Origin of the sequence: Bacillus sp. FSL R9-9497 (assembly GCF_038005805.1) — a bacterium.
In the GTDB taxonomy this organism is placed as follows: Bacteria; Bacillota; Bacilli; order Bacillales; family Bacillaceae_G; genus Bacillus_A; species Bacillus_A cereus.
Genome location: NZ_JBBOTY010000002.1, coordinates 120,095 through 140,676, shown reverse-complemented (window position 1 = coordinate 140,676; position 20,582 = coordinate 120,095). Strand labels below are relative to the sequence as shown.

Genomic DNA, 20,582 nt, shown 5'->3' with positions numbered 1-20,582 from the left:
ATAAGAAAGCGAATTGTTTTCATACCTAGTCATCCTACAGGTTTGAACTCATAACCATACTCTAGAGTCCAAAACTTAAGAAAAAGGGGTAAAAGTTCTTAAGAATTCTTAAGCTTTCTACAACATTTTATCATAAGAATATATGACAACTCTTAAAATGTTAGCGGTATCTCCAATAACACTTACTATTCGTCAATCCGAAGAACAAAAAGAACTTGTAGGAATTCCTACAAGTTCTTTTTCAGATAATGTAAAAAAGTTAAAGTAAACTATCTCATAATTTGAATCGGAGCAAACACTATAACTACGGGTTGATTATATTATATACAAAATCTTAACGTATGCACTTTTAATATTTGAAAATTTCGCTAATTTAAAATAGGAGAATAAATAACGGTCTTAACCCCTGAAAATCCTAATTTATCTTTTTGAACAAAACGTTTTAAATCTATATTTATATCGTAATAATTTATAAAAATATAAGTATAGGTAAATAAAGAAGAATGGCGCATTCTTACTGTAAAACAATATATATATATTGTTTTTTATTCATCTACTTTTCAATCCCTCTATTTACAATGATTTGAATGTATATATAGTAAATTCAATGTTTAAGGGGAAATGAAAGTAAACTAATGAATAATAATTTACATTAGATATCTTTACAAAGTGTTAAAAAAACGACCTTTAATCAATCCTTTTTTCTAAAACCACAGAAAAGATAAGTACTATAGTTAACACCATTATAACCCCTATTTCACTTCCATCACTTACAAAAAATGAATACAAAGTATAAATTAAAATTAATATTCCATAAATAATTTTGTACAATGAACTTCCTCCTTTTCCTATATATATTTTAGTATAAAAGTTTAATTCAAGTCCTAGACCAAAATAAAAATAAACAGCACCTGTGATATACACAAAGTGCTTTTCTCTTGTCAATTTATCTATTTTCTTCTTATAACTCAAACTTCTTAAAACCGTACTTTTAGCTTGTTGCAATTCATTTTATTTATATGAAATATGTTTTATCTGTCTGTACATCTTCAACATTTTCTCCATCTACTAATAATCTCCTGTACTTAAAAGATTGCCCTATTAATACTGTTATAACCCCCTTCTTTTGTTTAATTACTTGTATCATAAAACAAGTATCTGAAGTTTATATGTAGTCTATCTAGAGTCTATGTAGATTTAAAAAATCTCTAACAAAATGTTTGTATTGTAACGTTACTACCAAAACTATTGCTCTAAACACCATAATTTGAAGAAACAGTACCCTATGTTCTAATCCTCAATTCCTCCTACAGCTCTATGTTGAGTAAAACTAGTTAATCCCTATAATATAAAAAGAGCACCCCTTTTTGGATGCTCTTCGTTATAACTATATATTATTTAATTTTCTTCATTTGTTGGTACCATTTTTCCTTCTTGAGAATCCGTACCTGTACCTTCTGATTTTTCAACAGTTTTTGCATGTTTTCCAGGTTGTGATTCTGTACCTCCATTTGTTTCTACCATTTTTCCTTCTTGAGAATCTGTACCTGTACCTTCCGATTTTTCAACAGTTTTTACATCTCCTTTAGATGCTGGCACTGCATCTTTAGGTAAATCAAAGTTTTGTGAGGAAGACGTTGTTCCATCTACACTTTGTGTAATTACTTGATTTGAATTTTCATTTGACTTTAAATTGTCCGTTTTCGCATCTTCTGCACCAATTGCACCACTCGCTAATAATCCTGTACTTAAAAATGCTCCTGCTAATAATGTTTTAATCATTCTTCATTACCTCCTGTGTATTTGTAATATTCATCAAAAAAGTATCTAGAGTTAATGTTTTAGTCATTATCTTTATCTACTTGCTTTTTGATTACATTTAGCATAAGGCAAGAATCTATAGTTGGTATGGACTGTATCTGGAGATTATGTAAAGAAAAATAGATGTTCAATTGTATATCCTAATGAGTGCTTAGACAAGATTAAGATTTTATATGAGTTTGATAGATGAATTACCCTTTGTTTTTGATCGTAAGGTTTATGGCTGGGGTAAAGCCAATTAAGGACCTAATCTTTTCTAATTTGGAAGTAAACTTTTGGCTAAAAGTTTACTTTGGAGATTTGAATCATTTATAACTAATTTTGTAATAAATTTCTCAATATAGATATACTTGTTAAGCACGGTTATAATATTCAAAATTAACAAAAAATAAATTATAATAAAAATATGATGGTTATCCTTTTGTTTACTCCTTGTGCTAAAGATAAGATCGTCTTCGCCGATTTTATCTTTTTTTATTTGTGATTTTTGATATAAAAAAAGAACCCTTATCATAAGGATTCTGCAACAGGAAATAACAAAATATATACAATTATAGATTTGAATTAAAATTTAATAAAAAAGTGTGCCTCCAGCATTTCGGAAAAAACCCACGCTAAGCAAAAAATACAATAAGCTGCCCATATGGACAGCTTATTTACATAATTTTCGTTATCGGTAGCAAAGAAAAGAGAGGTAACCCTACTCTCACAAGGGAACATTCTTTTTTTGTTTTATGGATCTATGCATTTTTTTATACATTCCTATCCTAGCGCGGTTTTAGGGTTCTTGTTTGTTACTGGATTATCCAAAAAGTTGTATAAAATCTTGCATGTTCTTAGCATGCGGGGGCCGAAATGCTGGCGATACCCCATTGCCAGCAACCTAAGCTTTTGAGATACCCCCCATAACGAAATTTTCACCTTTTTACAGTTATTTATGAGAATTCAGCTCATTTTTTCGTTTTGGGGAACAATTAATTTCTTAAGTTGATGGGTATGTGATAATGCTTCCATTTGAACAAATTTTCCTTTTCCATACCGATCACACACCTTTTGTAGAGTAATAGTATCAGCATATCCCAGTTTAAGGGGTTACTTACAAAACATTTAGAATTTTTTTGCGATAATCCTCCGAAATGTAATACGGACTTTAAATATTTTCATTTATAATTCTCTATTTGTCTATACTTTTCATACCGCTGTTGTATAAGCTCTTCCGAGGATAATAGTATCAATTTTTTTAGAGATGATTCGATTACAGATTCAATCACTTTTGCCTGTAATTTTATATCATTTTGTGCTCCACCTTTAATTTCAGGAATGATTTCATCAATAATTCCTAAATGTTTTAAATCTTTTGCTGAAATTTTCATATGTTCAGCAGCTTCTGGAGCATACTTAGCGTCCTTCCATAGGATAGATGCTGCTCCTTCTGGCGAAATTACCGAGTACCATGAATACTCTAACATATGGATATGGTTACCGACACTAATGCCAAGAGCTCCACCACTTGATGCCTCTCCAATTACAATACAAACAATTGGCACTTTAAGTGTAGTCATTTCAAATAGATTTCGAGCTATCGCTTCAGAAATTCCACGTTCTTCAGACCCTATCCCTGGATAGGCGCCTATTGTATCAATAAATGTAATAATAGGGCGATTAAATTTATCAGCTTGTTTCATAAGTCTTAGCGCTTTTCTATAACCTTCTGGATGTGCCATTCCAAAATTTCTTTCTATACTTTCCTTTGTATTTCTACCTCTTTGATGACCAATAACCGTAACGGGCATTCCTTTAAATTTTGCAATACCACCTATCATTGCTTTATCATCACCATATAATCGATCACCATGAAGTTCGAGAAAGTTTGTAAACAATAAAGGTATATAGTCCAATGTCGTGGGTCGGTTACGTAGCCTTGCAATTTGAACTCGTTGAAAAGGTGTAATATTAGAATAAATTTTATCTTGCATTTTATTTAAACGTTTTTCTAATTCATGAATTTCTGACGATAAATCTACATTATTTTCTTTCATAATTTTCTTTAATTCATCAAATTTCTCTTTTAATTCAATAATAGGACGTTCAAAATGCAAACTCATTTTATCCTCCAAATGTTTTGACTTACCTCACTCTAATCAAAAGGCTTAGAAATAGAATCAATAAATAATTCAAAACCATCCACAACTATTTTTTGTTCTGATTCTGATAAATTATTGAGAATACTTTGATAAAATGTAATGGATTGCTCTCTTAAGCAATTAACAGTTATGTGACCTTTTTCTGTGAGGTGCAGAAAAAGTTCTCTTCTATTTTTTTCATTTACTTCACGATAAATAAGCCCCTTTTTTACTAACTTATCTACCAATCTACTTACAGTTGAAGTCTCTAATCTAAGTTTATTGGATAGTTGCCAAACAGTTAATTTTTCCACCTCTAGTTCCTCTAACGCCATCATTTGAGAAGTTGGTAAAGGTTTTTCAAATGGTCCTTTGGGCAAATTTTGAGATTCAAAAACCCCAGTTATTATAATCATTTTCTTAATATCTGTTCTTAGTTTTAAGGCATCTTCTCTTTTCAAAAAGGTCACCCTCCTACAACTCATGTATCATACATTAATTGTATTATACATGAATATGATTTTTTCACAAGCTTAACGTAAGCCAATATTACAACACGGACGAGATATTTCTTCTTGTTAAAATGGTATAAGTGGATTGTTTTCTACAAATGGCATAACATCAATTATGTATCAGGGACCTTTATGGGGTACCGCCAAACATCCATCAACCCAAGATTTTTAAAGTACCTCCAAACGAAAAATTTTCTTTTCTACAGTTAGTTATTCATGAGAATTCAGCTCATTTTTTACATCTTGCGAGTAATTATTTAATCGTTTTCGTACTTCTGTTTGAATATAAATAAAATAAGTTCCATTCATCCAAAAAACACCCCTGATTTCCATTATTCATAGGAAATCAGGGGTGTTTATCGGTATATAAACCTTTAAAATTATTAATAAGTCTTCTTTTAAAATATAAATGGTTAAACAGATGAAAGAACTTCGACTGTTATATTATCCCTTATTTCTTAAATACAGGTGCTATTTTATCAATGCGATTTGTCCAAACTCCACCTGTATAATCATCAGGAAGGCGTTTTATATCTTCAGATGAGTCAAATCCACTTGAAAATCCAAACCCATTTCCTCCTACAATGATAACTCGAGTATCTGCTTTATCCATTCGATTAAGAAAACGATTTGGCCATCCCCAAAGCCAAGGAGCTACTTTGTCTGGTATATGTAATTCTCCATGCTTCAGGCTCGAAGGTATGTAGCCAGTCCACCCTAATGCCATATAAGTAATAAGATCTTTTTTCATGGTCGCTTTTGACATTATTCGTAAACTAGGGATGCGCTCTTTTATCGCAGCAATTGGTTTATCGCCACCATATACAGTTAGTTGATCAAGGCGCTTCGCTGGTAATTTCTTGAGGTAAGTAGCCAATTGGATTCCTTCATTTTCATCATCACTTTTAATATGAATAAGAAAAGAACGGTCTGGAAAATGGGTAAGTACTTCATCAAGTGTTGGCATAAGATTAGTCCCTTTGCCACGAAACGGGAATGTTTTACCCCCATCAGCTGTATAACCGTAACCAATATCAAGTGCTTGTAGTTCTTTTGTTGTAAAATCTCTTGTAACACCTTTACCATTAGTACGGCAATCAAGAGTCCAGTCATGAAAAATAACAAAATTATTATCTTTAGTTGGTTGAACATCAAACTCTACTAGATCAGCTCCAGCTTTAAATGCTGCTTCCATAGATGGAATTGTATTTTCTAAATAAGAATGTTCAGGTTTATTTATACGTTCTGCTGTACATGTATCGCTCTCAATCTCTTCCATGCTAAATGTTTGCGAAAGTCCTCGGTGAGCAAGAAGAAGAGGAGTTCCATCGTCCCTCTTAGCAAGAAAAGAACTGTTATTTACATAAACAAATGCGAATAGGATAAGAATTATCCAAGTCGTTTTACGTTTCAATAACCTTTTTAGTTTGTTCATTGTATGCTCCTCTTAAATTTTGGTTGAAATGCCGTAAACAATTTTCGGCATTTAAATACTGGTAAATATTAAAGCCTATCTTATTTTTTCGCAATGGATATAATTGTTAATTAAATGCTGGTACTATGATATAAAACGGGAGCAATAGAAATCAATTCAATAACCACTCAACCTTCAATAAGAATAGTTTTGAAAGATTTCTATGAGAATTTAATATAAATGGGTATTTGTAATATCCTATTATTTAAGAATCAATTTACTATATGTATATAATTATCTGACAGCATCTTAATCACCTTATTGAATGATTAGAGGCCACCTAAATACAACTGGATAATAAATTAACATCATACCTACAAATGAGCAAACTAAATAAAAAATAGCCTCGTATCTTATTACTAGAGAAATATTATTATCAATCTTTTTTTCATCTCTTTTATATAACATTTTGAATAACACTCTATATAATAAATACCCAATAATTGCTCCCAGGGTGTTCATAGATAAATCATCAATATCTGTAATTCTATTATCTAGCAATTGACCTAACTCAATAGCCAATGAAAAACCGAATCCAGCATAGGCAGTTCTTTTCATTCTTCTAAACTGCGGCCAAATAGTCGGTAATAAAAAACCTAATGGAATAAACAGTAAAATATTTAAGACATAAGTAGTCATACCTTCAGAAGCAAATGGAATCAAGTTAATTTGATTTGCACGAATTAATGTTTCGTATCTACCTATGTCCCATATAGTCCCTATCTGCGTCACCTTATACACTAGTGAAAGGTAGAATAGAAAAACATACACCCATAGAAAATGCTGAATAGATATATTTTTTTTCGTTTTAAAATAAAATCCAATTTGAAACATTATACAAAAAATAATAGTAAAAAAATAAGTATATAAATAATTAATCAAAACTCCTGAATGCATTTAAAATCTCCTAACTTTACATTGTAATCTATAACTTTGTCATTTTAGAATATAATTCAAGAACGGGTGGTCATAATCACCCCATCATATTTTTTACATATATTTCACAAAATTCGTTCAATGGTATTTCAACGTCAATCGTCTTGTTTTGAAAAAAGGGATAATATGACATTGTATATTTTTCCCCCTCAATACTTGCTGAAATGCTCTCTTCTTCTTTTAAATAATTCAGGTATTCTTCCAAGGCTAAATTCATTTTTTGCATAATCGTACTGTGAGGCAAACCGACATAGCGAATATGCCAAGGTTCATATTGAATACCTGTAACATCCGTTTTATCCGAGGGATAGCGTAAGATAAAGCCGTATTTCCAAGCATTTTTTCTATCCACTTTCCTTCAGGTGCCCGGTCCATTTTCGTTAAGCCTGATCCTACATCAAGTAATAAACCTGAATTATGTTCACTATAACCTGGTGGTAAAGCATAATCAGCCCCCATCACATGGTAAAGTCCACTTTGCTCATCCATGTCACGATAACCACTATTAATAAAGAATTGATTAACACCTTCCTTTACAGCATTATTAATCATCTATGAAAATTTTTTTGCTATTTCTTTTGATAAATAAATATTCGTATTAAGCAACACGTATCCATTTATCAATTCATTATGTTTAGATAAATTTACGATATCTGATTTCACACTCTCTTGGCGAATAGGATATTTACTGTTAATTAAGAGCAGATTCCCTTGATAGATCTGTTCTTTTACAATCTCTTTCTTTTGAATAATTGAGGTAGTCCCTGTATTATCTATGTTATCTTTGTGATTTTGATCATATTTTTGAACCTCTACTTTATTCTGAAAAAACAGTGCTTTATTCATGAAAGCAAAACCTAAGAAAAATAACAATAACAATAAAAAACACCACTTCTTCATATTCAGCTTCCTCCTTAAGTAAATGACTTGATGATAATGTCACGCTGATTCAAACGCTGAAGATTTCGGATATGAAACTCTTAACGATTACTTTCTACAAAGGGATGCTATATCTATATGTGGATACTCTGTTCAGTGGTGTGCAGGAACATCCAAAACAGTAGATTGCTCATTTGGCACAGTTCGCTAAAAGGAATAGAAATATTTATGTCACTCTTTTTCTAAACATTTGAGCTATTTTAATCCACGCATAAGTTATCATATCTTTCTTTAACGAAATAAAAAAAGCTCGTTCTTATGGTTTAAGTCTACCGCATAAGAACGAACCATTTTTTAATATTAAATTGTTAATTTCCTAAGAAAAAGTAGAGATAACCTTAAGAATTTCTTAAGAAATAATGATTATTTTCTAAGAATCCCCTTTATCAACCGTGTCTTGGACGACTGGAAGTTCTACCGTGAAAGTCGTAGAGTTATCATTACTTTCCGCGTAAATCTGTCCGCCATGCTGAACAATGATTTCTTTTGCAATCGCCAATCCAAGTCCCGCGCCGCCCGTATCAGAAGAACGGGCATCATCCAATCTGTAAAACTTTTCAAATATGGTAGCGAGTTTATCTTTCGGGATGTTTCCGGCGTTCTCGAAAACGATGGATACCACATCTTCGGATAGGCTCGCCGTAATGTCAATAACGCTTTCGTCCTTGCTGTATGCAGTGGCGTTTTTCAAAATATTGTTAAAGACCCTCGCTAGCTTATCAGGGTCACCAAATACGGTCAAATCTTCAGAAGCATGGAGTAACACCTGTTTTCCCTTCGCAGCAAGCTGGGGATAAAATTCATCAGTCATTTGCACCAGCATATAGTATAGGTCTATGTGCTTTTTCGTGAGCGTAATCGTTTGAAGGTTATATCGCGTAATCTCAAAAAACTCGTCGATTAGCTGTTCCAGACGATACGCTTTGTCTAACGTGATATGCACATATTTTGCCTTTTGCTCTCTTGGCATGTCTGGTGCCTCGTCAAGCAGGATTAGATAACCGATAACTGATGTAAGAGGCGTTTTAATATCGTGTGCCAAGTACATAACAACTTCATTTTTTCTTTGTTCGGACAGCTTTGCATCATGCTCTCGCTTTTCAAGGGTTCGCTTTAATGTGTTGAGCTTCTGTTCCATGAACTCCATTTCCGCAGAAAGTTCAATTTGTTTATCTTCGTTCTGAATAAGTATATCAATACCGGTATTTATCTCTTCAAAGTATTTTACAAATTTTAAAAGCATAACTCGGCATAGAATAAGAATACTAATGGCAACCGCCACATAAATAAAAATTTCTATATTGTTCCGTATAGTATACTGATATATTATCATTGCGTCCCAACGCTCTAAATGATAACTGTTTTCCAAAAAACGTACAATCCACTCCCCAAGTGTTCCTTGGATAAATAGACGTAAAAACAGCACAAATACAACTGCTGCCATGACAATCGTAAGGATATATTGGTAGAGTTTTCGTTTTAATTTTGAATAATCGATTTTTTTACTCTTATTTTTATTTTTCAATTTTATAGCCAATCCCCCATACCGTTTTTATATACTTCGGATTATCAACCGTGTCGTTCATCTTTTCTCGCAGATGTCGGATATGCACGGTGATAGTGTTATTGCTCTTGCTGAAATATTCGTCACCCCATATCTCATGAAACAGCTTCTCAGAGCTAACCACATTCCCCTTGTTTTCACAGAGGATACGCAGGATTGAAAACTCGGTGGGAGTGAGAGATAACGGCTTCTCGTTCAGAGAACACTCATGCGTGCTTATATTAATGACAAGACCAGAGTGAACGATAACATTCTCGTTCTGTTCCGTTACTCCATTGTATTTTTTATATCGGCGTAACTGCGCCTTGACTCGCGCAATTAACTCTAGTGGGCGAAAGGGTTTTGTAATATAATCATCCGCACCAATTGTTAGCCCTGTAATTTTATCTACTTCCGTATCTTTCGCCGTCAACATGATAATTGGATAGGTGTGCTTGTCCCTTATTTTTTGACAGATAGTGAGACCACTTACGTCGGGAAGCATGATATCCAATATTGCAAGGTCAAGCACATTCTTATCTATACATTCCAATGCTTCTTTGGCGGTATAGTATTTAAAAACCGTATAATTCTCGTTTTTTAAATACAGCTCAACCAAATCGGCAATTTCGCGTTCATCTTCCACAATAAGTACTTTATCACTCATGGTTACCAATCCTCCTCTATGGATGTGCTTTTTTCAATTGGAATTTTTTCCGAATAACGAGCCTATCATACCTATCACTCCAAGTAAAGTCCTATTGTTGTATACAGACAGGGTCGGTTTCACAAAATAGATTTTTGGATTTACCCATCTATTAAGACTTAATTTTATACCAAGAATAAAAGATCTATCGGATTCAAAATCATTTACAATAGATAGAGCAATATACTCTCCCTTTAGAAAAATGAAACAATTCCGCCTTAAATTGACTTTGTATAATCTTAACTTGATAGCAATGTCGCGCTAGCCAAAATACAAATATCTTCTTCAAAAAAAGAAAAGCGGTAACTAATGTATGACTGTGACCTAGTTTTACCTAACTTGGATTGAACCCCCTTGTTGTAGATTTTTATGTTATTATTAATAATTTCGGTACATGAAATTATTAATAATAACATAAAAAAAGCTCCCCTGAAAGGAGCTCCTTACATTACAAAACACTTAAGAAACCCTTCTGATAACAGCTCTACTTAAGATTTAGAGTATGATTATAACTCATCCCTCCCTGTTTGTTACGATAAATCATTGGTCAAAGACTAATCTTTTTCTTTGTATTATTTCAAGCTCTTTAGATTTTTTCTTTTTTGTGAAATTTACCTCTATACAAATTAACTAGATAACAAAACGTAAAATAACAATGCAGCTGCCTCTTGTCGTTTCATACTTTGTTTTGATAGATAATCTGCTGATCCATCTTCATTATATATAACCTCAGGCCCTACTAAGCGATGACCTACAATGTTTTTCACGGATTCTATTGCCCAATCGTCAGTTTCTCCCTTTAAAGTTGCATCTGCAGATGGCGCTCCTAACATTTTTAAATACTGCCAGGTAATCCATGCTGCTTCTTGTCTAGTAATTGCACGGTCTGGATGGAATTGTTCCCCTTCTTTTTCATATAAAATACCAATTTCATATAACTTTTGAATATGTGGTGCATAAGGATGATTTTTCACATCAGAAAACACTGGTTCTTTTTTTGAAGGTGGCGTAAAGTAAGCAATTTGAGATAACCAATATGCAAATTCTGCTCGTGTAAGAGAAGATTCTGGAGTGAAATTCCCCTCCTTATTTGCTTGTAATACCTCGTATTGATGTAAAGGATTTATAAACTTAGCATATGGATGATTTTCATCTACGTCTTTAAATCTCTCAGGCTCACTTAACTTCACTGCTGAGCTGCCAGAGTTCCAATGTATCATTTCTTTTACGGTACCATCTTTGTGAAGTTTAAATGCCATATAATTCCCTTTTTCATCTTCAAATAGTAAAGGGTCTATTTGTTTTAGCTCCTGTTTACCATATACTTTATCACTTACATATAACTTCCCTTCACTTATGTTTACATGTGACATTAGGGTTTTTAATCTCAAATCTCGGTAAACCCCTTCAAATTTCTTTAATTCTTCTTCATTAGGGTTTAAATATTCAGGCTTTGTTTTATCTGGGAAATATTGATTCATAAAATCATCAAATACTTCAACAGGTAGTGCTGAACTATCTTTATTTGTAACAACAAAAACTCCAATTTTATGCTCTGGAATTAACCACATTAAAGATGAAAAACCTGGTATATTTCCACCTTTACCAAACACATATTGTCCATTATGACTTTGCGGTGAAAAGAACTCAAATCCGTATGTCATATTAGGGTATTTGGGATGTAAAGCAAATTTTGTTTTTTGCATATCTTCTACAGTTTCTTTTTGTAGTATTTGGTTATTTTTAAATTTACCATCATTCAATTGAGCAATCATGAAATTGGCTACATCACTCCCTGTAGAAAACATACTCCCTTGTGGCATGTCTGTTGGTCTTGTTTGATAAAATGGGATGGCATTACCTTTAGCATCATATCCTGTTGCCAACTTTTCTTTAATAAAATTAGTCATAACAAAACTACTATTATGCATTTCTAGAGGGTAAAAAATATTTTTTGCCATATATTTGTAAAAAGGTGTGTTTGTCAGATTTTGAACAATATACCCTTGAAGCATAGAGGCAAAATTATCATATGTATATGTATCTCCGGGCTTTCTCACTACAGTGGGCATATTATCTTCTACATAATCTTTAAGCATTGTATAATCATTTTCTTGATAATGGATGTCCTCGGGTCTAGGATCTACGTAATCAAACCCTGTTGTATGGCTAAGTAAATGTTCCATTGTAACTGGTTCACCCATGTTATTTTGGTACTTTAATCCCCCCATATAATTTACTATATCTTTATTTAAATCAATTTTTCCTTGTTCAACTAACTGCATGACAGCACTTGCAGTAAAAGCTTTTGATATTGATGCTAATCGAAAAACTGTTTTTTTAGGATCGATGGGAGTATTCTTTTCTTTATCAGAAAATCCGAATCCCTTTTGAAATAGAATTTGATTATCCTTTACAACGACAAGAGCTACACCAGCTGCATTTTCTTTTTTCATTTTCTCTGGAATCACTTTATTGGTGAATGCTTCTACATCTTTAGGATTTAATGTTATAGATGCAACAGTTTCGGCTTTTGAATAATTGCTCCCCAGAAAAAATAACAAAAAACAAACACTTACAGCTATTAACCTTTGAAAATAAGTTTTCATTCTTTTATTCCTATTACCCAAATTAATTCCCCCTTTAATACTAGATTTATTGATTAATAAACCATATTCTACCATTACATGGTTATTTTTTCTAATTTTTCTTCTATTCCGTTATTTGTTAACTGTTCGTCTGAGGAATTAGTCTATATATAATTAGTTCTTAGTTATAGAAAATGATTTAGCATACAAAAATGCTAGAAAGTCTTTAATATAGACTTTTGTCGGCAAGTTTTTTCCTAACATCCTATATACTGAAAACACCCATCCAATTTTATCATTGATAAAATTGGATGGGTGTTTTGTAACGCTTTAATTCTTACTGGGTATTAAGATATCTAAATGGACCAATTATTACAGTTAAAACATCGTTCAAAAGCTTACTCTCCTTGAACTCCATCCACTTTCACTTCATTTAGAAATGAGGGATTCCTAAGTAAAGATTCTTTCAACCTCTAATTGATTAGGCTATCCCCGCATCCCTTGCGGTTTGAAGCCTTATCGTTTCATTCTTTAAAATAAAAAAATGTGAAACTTTATATCATTATGTAAGACATTTAATATCAAATATATTACATTCACTATGAAATTAGTTTATTTATAGGATTTCTATAGATAAACAAGGTACTAAATTGACTCTTAAGAAGTCATAACATTATATTTGTCTAAAAATTGAAAAAATATGTGTAGATATATATCATCTTAAGTACATATATAATTAATTTTAATGCTCTGACATAATTCCACATCATTCTTAAACTAGTTTTTTGTTCATTATGAAATAAAATATTACACAATGTCAGTCTTTAAAAGATTATATATCAAAACTTTTAGAGAGGAAGAAAAACTATGAAGATGAAAAGGAAAATCATGATGACAACAGCACTTGCAGCAACATTAGCTACAGGTGCACTACCTACCACATCAGTGTTTGCTGCAAAAAAAGAGGCTCCTATCCAACAAAACAAGGCACAAATGAGTATTCAACCATTAGCACAAAATAATTTAGAAACAGCTGTTAATGCTGCCTTAAATGGTCCAGAAGTCAAAAAAATAAAAGTATTTGAACATGAATTTAACGTAAAGGAAATAGAAGTAGTAAATCTAGGTGCAGGAAAAAAATATGTTAAGGGACAAATTTCTCATCATTTAAGTTTCCGTCCAGATGATCAATTTTATTATGAGTTTACTGTGCAAGATGGAAAAGTAGTAGATAAGCCTGTATTTAGTATTGATAGAGGTGGTTGGACACCATTTGCTGCTCCACTTTTATCAATTCTTGCTGCTTATAATGGAATTCCAGTTAATCCAAATGATTTAAATACACTTGGTCAGCAGATTGGTAAAGTTATAGATGGAAGCTGGGAACATGCAGCCCAATCAATCGCAACTGTAGTTAGTCTAAGTTTTAATGAGTAGAATTTTTCAATTTTTATTAGCATTGTAGGGATTCACTTTTTGTAATCAGCCTTGTTATAAGAGATTCTAAAACAGCTATTAATAAACTTTTACTACTCATTCACATTATCTTGATTTGTTTACCACCTTATCATTCATTATATGTCACAAAATAGAAGTCTTTTTTAAGGCTTCTGTTTTGTTTGTATACAATACGAGTAACGGTTGGTTTTTGGAGGCTATATTTCGATTTTTCAAGAATACGTTTGGCTATTAGGTACAATTCATAAAAACAAATTATTAAAGTCTCAAATAATTTACTCCCCCTGTTTTTAATTATTTTCAAATCCAAAAATTTATTACCTCAAGAATGAAAAACAATAAATATAGTAAAAACATCATCTAGCAATTGTTTAAAGATCAGGAGAGATAAAATGAAGAAAATAAAAATGAGAAATTTCATTAAAATTAGCATCCTCACTTGTATTACACTAGCAAGTTTAAGTACACCATCTACTCTTTTAGCTGATAGTCATCCAGGTTACTCCTATGAATCCAATATAGGATATCAAAATCCATCGTGGATGTCCAAAATAGAAGATTCAACAAAATTAAGTGAAATATCTATTCCAGGGACTCACGGTACAATGGCTTTACATGGAGCAAGCTTTCTTGATGAAAATTTGACAAGAAATCAAACTATGAGTCTATCCCAACAATTAAATTCTGGAATCCGATATGTAGATATGCGTGTTAAACGTGTAAAAGATTCTTTTGCAATGTATCATGGCATTGTAAATCAAAAAACTGTGTTTGAAGATGTATTAAAAGAGACAATTCAATTTTTAAAAGAGCATCCAACAGAAACAATATTAATGCGCCTAAAAGAAGAAACTACTCCTGAAAGCGGCTCTCTATCATTTGAGGAGATATTTTTAAAATATAAAAACGTTAATGCTTCATATTTTTGGAATCCTAATTCCGTACCAGCCTCAGATAGAAATAACCCTACTTTAGGAGATACCCGCGGGAAAATTCTAATCTTACAAAACTTTACATCTACTCAATTGTACGGTATTGATTACGAAGGTTTGAATATACAAGATAAATTTGAAATTGGAAGCGGACCAGACGAAATATATGCAAAATGGATTGCGATAAAAACCCATCTACAAAATGCAAATACTAATTTTAATAATGGAAAAATTCATCTCAACCATTTTAGTGGTACGGGGGGCGTAGCGGCATTTTTAAATAATGTATATCCTTGGTTTATTGCAAGCGGAAAAGAGAGCAGAAATACTGATAGTAGTCCTAAATTGATTCAAACGAATTCCACAAATGCATGGAGTGATTTCCCTCGCGATAGAAACGGACAAGTATACTATGGGGGAATGAATACACTTGGGACCAAACTCTTACAACAAGGCATAATTAAACATTCTGGTATCATCGCAGCTGATTTTCCTGGTCCAGGTTTAATTGATAGTATCATTAAATTAAATGGTATACATTCTAATGAAAAAGAAATATTAATTTCGCAAATTTCATCTGAATCTAGTCCTTTATCCGGGCAACAAAATCGATCCAGTCAAAACTTTAAAATTGATATTTTACCTGTAGGTACCAAAGAATTAAAATGGGTTATTGAGCCTTCAGATAAAGATTATTCTTCTACTATCTCTTTCAATGTAATGATTGATGTTTCCCTAGGAATAGATTCTACTCGTTGGAAAAACATTTCACATGGATCTAGGACTGAAGCTTACACAAATACTAAATATTATATTGCAAGTCCAATGGGTGCCACTAACAAATTCACAGTGAAAATATACGCTATTACAAATTAGAAAATAAAGAATCCCAATGAAATTCCATTGGGATTCTTTTTTAATTTCATTTCGTAAACATTAGGATGGGGTTTAAATCTTATTGATTTATCGTTTTCCGACAGAAGACTCCTTCCTCAAAAATGTGTAGGTGTGAAACACCAATTTTAGGTGGGAGATGAATGTCGTTTGGCATAAGCCAACATATTTGCTATCATTTACTTGTACAGATTGCTCTTCGAAAACTGAAGATATGAGGTTGGTTGCAGAAAAACGTTGCAACCGTAAAATCTTCAACGTTCTATCGCCCCACGCTTCTCAAAATCGCGAAAACCAAGCTAAAAGTAGGGAGTGTGGTGATTCAGCGTACAAGATACTTATGTTCTCACCGTAGGGACTGCGGGTAGAGCCTGCTAAGATAACTGATGGATACATCGGTGTTCGCAGGAATCTCCCACTTCAAACAGTCCGTTAGGACGTTAAGTAGTGAGTAGTTCAACATTTAAATCATAAGATAATTCATATTTGGAACAGCCCTTAATTTTTAAAAGAAAACCCAAAAATGTTAACTACCTTTTCCCACCTGTCACTTATTCAAAACGGGCTTCCAAAGCGATAAGGCAAAAATCCAATTTGAGTCGCCATTTCCTTGATGATTTTGAACTGCTTCATACACTTTTCCCTCATGTACTACTCTATCGCCTTTAGTATATGCTTTTCTTGCATCCCATTTTTCATATGTGGAATCCTCTGACTTTGTTGTTACAGTCAAAACATCACTTCTACTAGATTCATTTCCAGCTAAATCAACCGCCGTCACTACATATTTATACGATGTATTAGCCTTCAAATCTTTATCCATAAAGGATGTATTAGCCGCTGTCCCAATTTTATTCATAACCCCAGCGCTTTCTCTATATACAATATAATGGTCAACACCTACATTATCTTCAGACGGACTCCACATCAAATCAACAGTTGTCGCTGTTGTACCCATACTATGTAATCCTTTTGGTTGAGTTGGAGCCTCTATATCTGGGATTGCATGTGTTGTCTTAACCTTTAGTTTTTCACTTTCTTTTGATATGTTTCCAGCAGAGTCTAATGCCTTTATTGTATAGGTATATTCCGTATCTGCTTTTAGTTTTTTATCAATAAAAGTTGTACCTGGTACCGTATCAATTACTTCGCCATTACGTAACACTTGATATTCTTTTACACCTATATTATCAGTAGAGGCCTTCCATGTTATTTCAACACTATTGGCAGAAACTTTAGAGGCATTTAATTCAGTTGGTTGACTTGGAGCTACTGTATCGGGAGTTTCATTATTTACTAGATTTACATCAATTACATTATAAAACGCATTTGACGTATCTGCTACATCCCATACAGCTAAAATAACATGATAACCATTGCGATCAGTTGGTACATTAATTGTATGTGTTAAATTATTTGATGCGGCAGAACCATCATGTTTCACAGTTCCAATTGGTTCTAATTCAGCACGTGTTAATGGTTTATTAGGATCCCATCCCTTTTTTGTAATGTAATAATGCCATTTACTTGTAGGATGTGCAGCTGTATATTTCCATGTAAAGGTATTTGCTCCACCCTTAATCGTGTTTTTGAACCAGCGATTTGATGTTTGTTGGTCAAGAATTCCTCCAAACAGTCCTCCTGCCGAAGCGATTTTTCCATCAATCGGTCCCCCATCTGGGAATCCTTTAGGTGCTTCTAGACTTTGAGGTTCGTACATTATATTTCCACAATTTAAATTCAATGCTCCATAATTCTGACTACATAAAGCAGCACGGCTACTTGGCTTTTCAACAAATCCATGTGCATAAGCACTTTGAGGAATCATAGTAATAGCCGTTACCCCTGCAGCTAAAACACAAGCACCAATTCCTTTTTTACTTTTTCTTAATCTTTCCAATTTAGATGTAAATTTCAAATTCATTCTTGTCCCCCCAATATATTATTGTTATCGCTAATATAATAGCAATATAGAGATAAACGAACAAATTACTAATAAATATACTAATACCTCTCATACATTGGTACGTTTATTATTATTTTTAATCTCATATAAAAATAAAATAAATACAATAAGTCTATTTTGTAACATTATGTTTTTAAAAAAGAATAAAAACTTCGTTTAATTTCACAAAAAATTCAAATATTAAAACAGATAATTAAATCATGTAGGAAAAATAATTTTTTTATATTACAAAAAAGCAAAAAAAGTCTGGAAGAAACCGATTATATCCGTTTCTTCCAGACTTTCACTCCTTTTATAACACTCACAAATCCCTTAACCTTAAACATATACACTTGAGGTTAAAACCCACATAATCAATATAACCTATATGTTGACTAGCTTCTAAATGTTAAAATTCATAAATTAATAGTAACAGAACAATTAAAACAAGCCATTTAGCAATCACATATAATATTCTTACTAATTCAATCTAACGCTTAATTACTTATAAAATGACTTAAGGTATCTAGCTTAACTGTATTTTCTTTATTAATAACCATTGTCTATCCTGCATTTTCTTACTTTAAGCAGATTATCAAGAGATTGTTAATATTTAAGGAGAAAAGATTTGAAAACCCATTTTTCATTATCATATTCTAAAAATTTATTATATTATTTTTATCTAATAAGGCACAGAAACAACGGGTAAACTTCAGTGTGCTTGAGAAACGTTCTTAGGGTGAAACGTTTAAAGGGTACTTTAGTACTGAGTTTTTATTAAATGTTCCTGTACCTAATATTTAAATTAACGTATGTCAAAATATTTTACAATACGAGTGTTAAACGTTACATATTTCTATATAAAATGATACATTTCATCAGCACGCCTCCCTAATATTTATGCTAAATATAGAAAATTCAGCTCGTTAGGATTTAATTTTAAAATTCTCATAAAAGCATATGATAGATTAGGCACGTAATTGTCACAAATTAATAGTCTATCTACTTTTTAATTACCTATGAAAACTCTATTACCGCTTTATTATTTACTCCTAAACCAAAGCACATCTATACCTACAATTTCTTAAAACTCTTTTAGATAATATTTCAAAAGAGTCGATAGTTTTATTTTTTTTATTTTTTTATTGTACATTTGTGCATTTGATGTTAGGATTATGCCTATTAAAATTGAATCCTAACGATTCTTCTTTATAATTTCCATATTTTAATTGTTAAATAAAAATATAGATTCTGATATATATTCAAAATCAGACCGAAAATATCTTTATTTTACAATGATGTCGTAGCATACCTTTAGAATGGAAAGATATATGCAACAACGTGTTAAGGGGTTACAGGAGGAACAAAAATGAGAGACTTTTTTGATGATAAGTACAAAAATATTGAATTAAAAAGGAGGTTAATCAATTTAATAAGTGAAATTAGCGAATTCAAAGGAAAATTAGCTGCTTATCAGGAACAAAACCCTGACATATTTAATAGTTTAGAAAAAACTATACCACTACATTACATAAAAAATTTCACAACTATTTATGAGGATATAAAAGTTCCTAATAAAAGATTAAAAGAACTTATTTTAGATGATATAGTACCTCAAAATATTTCTGAAGATGCTATTTTTTGTTATTATCAAACACTTTCTTTTGTACATAAAAACTCCTGTACTTTATCAATTAATCCAGCAACTATACAGGAATTACATTTTCAACTAATACATTACCTTACCTCTGACAGTGCCAAATGGCGTGAAAAACCTTTTATTATTCCAGGTATTCCTGAGCATGGAATGCACTTGAATAGTTACCGCATTCTTCCGCATGAACTCATTCCACAGTTTATGGAGCAATTATGTGATCAATACAACTCATTAAATACTAGTAAGGGGCTACATTCACTTTTATTAATAGCTCGTTTTATATTAAATTTTTATTGCATAGTCCCTTTCAATCAAGGTAATAACAGGCTGGCATTTATGTTAATGCAATTGCTGTTAATTAAGAGTGGACATACATTTGTAAAATATGTATGTTTGGATAAATATATTAAGAAAAATGAATCTGATTATTACAATTCGATTTATAAATCTTCGGTCAATTGGTACTGCGAGGAACATAATAATAGCTTTTGGTTAAAAACGTTTTTAACAATTATATTAGAGGCTTACAAAGATCTTCATAACACAGTTCTAGATTCTATATGTAAACATACTAAAGTTGAGAGAATTCAAGATTTTATACTTAAACAAAAACAACCTTTTACTAAGGAGAGTATTCGTAACACTTATCCAGACATTGCAGAAAGTACAATCAGTAAGGCTTTAAATTCCTTGCAAGTGTTTGGCCATATTAAGCTAGTTACAAAGGGAAGAAACGCAAAGTGGATTAAAATTTGACCATACTTTCAATACACCTGAGGTTTAAAAATTCAATTATAATCTTATCATTGAATTTCATTTTAATTTTAAGCTAATATTACTTTTTTAGTTATTTCTAATTCCAACAAAACATTTTATAGGAAAAGGTCCGCTTCCCCCGCCTTTTCCTATAATAAAATGAAATATAAACATAAAATAATTGTCGAAAAAAGTCTTATTTTAATATTTTTTCTTTATTTTCTGGTTGTAAACGCTTCTATTTCGTGTTACCATCTTAATCAAACAATAGATGGTCATAAAAATGAAAGTATTTCTT

The 20,582-nt window shown here is 31.9% G+C and carries 13 protein-coding genes and 2 pseudogenes; 3 read left to right on the top strand and 12 right to left on the bottom strand.

What is annotated here, in order from left to right; genetic code table 11:
• Positions 1-687: 687 nt before the first annotated feature.
• From MKY21_RS28215 to MKY21_RS28170, 11 genes and pseudogenes are all read right to left on the bottom strand, one after another.
• Positions 688-1,005 carry a hypothetical protein gene (locus MKY21_RS28215; RefSeq protein WP_341078487.1) on the bottom strand — a complete coding sequence of 106 codons (318 nt, stop codon included), beginning with the start codon at positions 1,003-1,005 and terminating at the stop codon, positions 688-690.
• A 9-nt stretch (positions 1,006-1,014) separates the two neighbouring features.
• Positions 1,015-1,147, bottom strand: a pseudogene (locus MKY21_RS31265) (histidine kinase); the annotation flags it as partial.
• Between the two features lie 251 nt (positions 1,148-1,398).
• Entirely contained in the window at positions 1,399-1,782 is a 384-nt protein-coding gene (locus tag MKY21_RS28210; RefSeq protein WP_341078091.1) for an alpha-ketoglutarate permease, read from the bottom strand.
• 1,199 nt (positions 1,783-2,981) lie between these two features.
• Positions 2,982-3,926, bottom strand: coding sequence for an acetyl-CoA carboxylase carboxyltransferase subunit alpha (locus tag MKY21_RS28205; protein WP_087984233.1), 945 nt, complete (start codon positions 3,924-3,926; stop codon positions 2,982-2,984).
• A 32-nt stretch (positions 3,927-3,958) separates the two neighbouring features.
• A complete protein-coding gene (locus MKY21_RS28200; RefSeq protein ID WP_000817656.1) occupies positions 3,959-4,405 on the bottom strand; it encodes a MarR family winged helix-turn-helix transcriptional regulator in 447 nt (148 codons plus the stop codon).
• Between the two features lie 502 nt (positions 4,406-4,907).
• Positions 4,908-5,891 (bottom strand): glycerophosphodiester phosphodiesterase family protein, encoded by a 984-nt coding sequence (locus MKY21_RS28195; RefSeq protein WP_341078089.1) that lies wholly within the window; start codon positions 5,889-5,891, stop codon positions 4,908-4,910.
• 297 nt (positions 5,892-6,188) lie between these two features.
• Entirely contained in the window at positions 6,189-6,827 is a 639-nt protein-coding gene (locus tag MKY21_RS28190; RefSeq protein WP_341078087.1) for a VanZ family protein, read from the bottom strand.
• Between the two features lie 76 nt (positions 6,828-6,903).
• Positions 6,904-7,766: pseudogene (gene vanY / locus MKY21_RS28185) on the bottom strand (VanY-A/VanY-F/VanY-M family D-Ala-D-Ala carboxypeptidase).
• A 409-nt stretch (positions 7,767-8,175) separates the two neighbouring features.
• Positions 8,176-9,342, bottom strand: coding sequence for a vancomycin resistance histidine kinase VanS (vanS, locus tag MKY21_RS28180; RefSeq protein WP_341078086.1), 1,167 nt, complete (start codon positions 9,340-9,342; stop codon positions 8,176-8,178).
• Positions 9,320-10,015, bottom strand: coding sequence for a vancomycin resistance response regulator transcription factor VanR-A (gene vanR-A / locus MKY21_RS28175; protein WP_098005416.1), 696 nt, complete (start codon positions 10,013-10,015; stop codon positions 9,320-9,322). The genes vanS and vanR-A overlap by 23 nt, the downstream gene beginning before the upstream one ends.
• Before the next feature lie 665 nt (positions 10,016-10,680).
• The gene (locus tag MKY21_RS28170; RefSeq protein ID WP_341078471.1) at positions 10,681-12,663 is read right to left on the bottom strand and encodes a serine hydrolase; all 1,983 of its coding nucleotides are present in this window, start codon (positions 12,661-12,663) and stop codon (positions 10,681-10,683) included.
• 846 nt (positions 12,664-13,509) lie between these two features.
• Between MKY21_RS28170 and MKY21_RS28165 the strand changes: the two genes are divergently transcribed.
• Together MKY21_RS28165 and MKY21_RS28160 are read left to right on the top strand one after the other, a co-directional pair.
• Entirely contained in the window at positions 13,510-14,079 is a 570-nt protein-coding gene (locus MKY21_RS28165) for a hypothetical protein (RefSeq protein WP_000782804.1), read from the top strand.
• A 413-nt stretch (positions 14,080-14,492) separates the two neighbouring features.
• On the top strand, positions 14,493-15,908 hold the full coding sequence (locus tag MKY21_RS28160) for a phosphatidylinositol-specific phospholipase C (RefSeq protein ID WP_341078083.1): 1,416 nt from the start codon (positions 14,493-14,495) through the stop codon (positions 15,906-15,908).
• Positions 15,909-16,473: 565 nt separating this feature from the next.
• Here the strand turns inward: MKY21_RS28160 and MKY21_RS28155 are convergent.
• The gene (locus MKY21_RS28155; RefSeq protein WP_341078082.1) at positions 16,474-17,850 is read right to left on the bottom strand and encodes a lytic polysaccharide monooxygenase; all 1,377 of its coding nucleotides are present in this window, start codon (positions 17,848-17,850) and stop codon (positions 16,474-16,476) included.
• Positions 17,851-19,240: 1,390 nt separating this feature from the next.
• Between MKY21_RS28155 and MKY21_RS28150 the strand changes: the two genes are divergently transcribed.
• Positions 19,241-20,284, top strand: coding sequence for a Fic family protein (locus tag MKY21_RS28150; RefSeq protein WP_001204220.1), 1,044 nt, complete (start codon positions 19,241-19,243; stop codon positions 20,282-20,284).
• Positions 20,285-20,582: the final 298 nt, after the last annotated feature.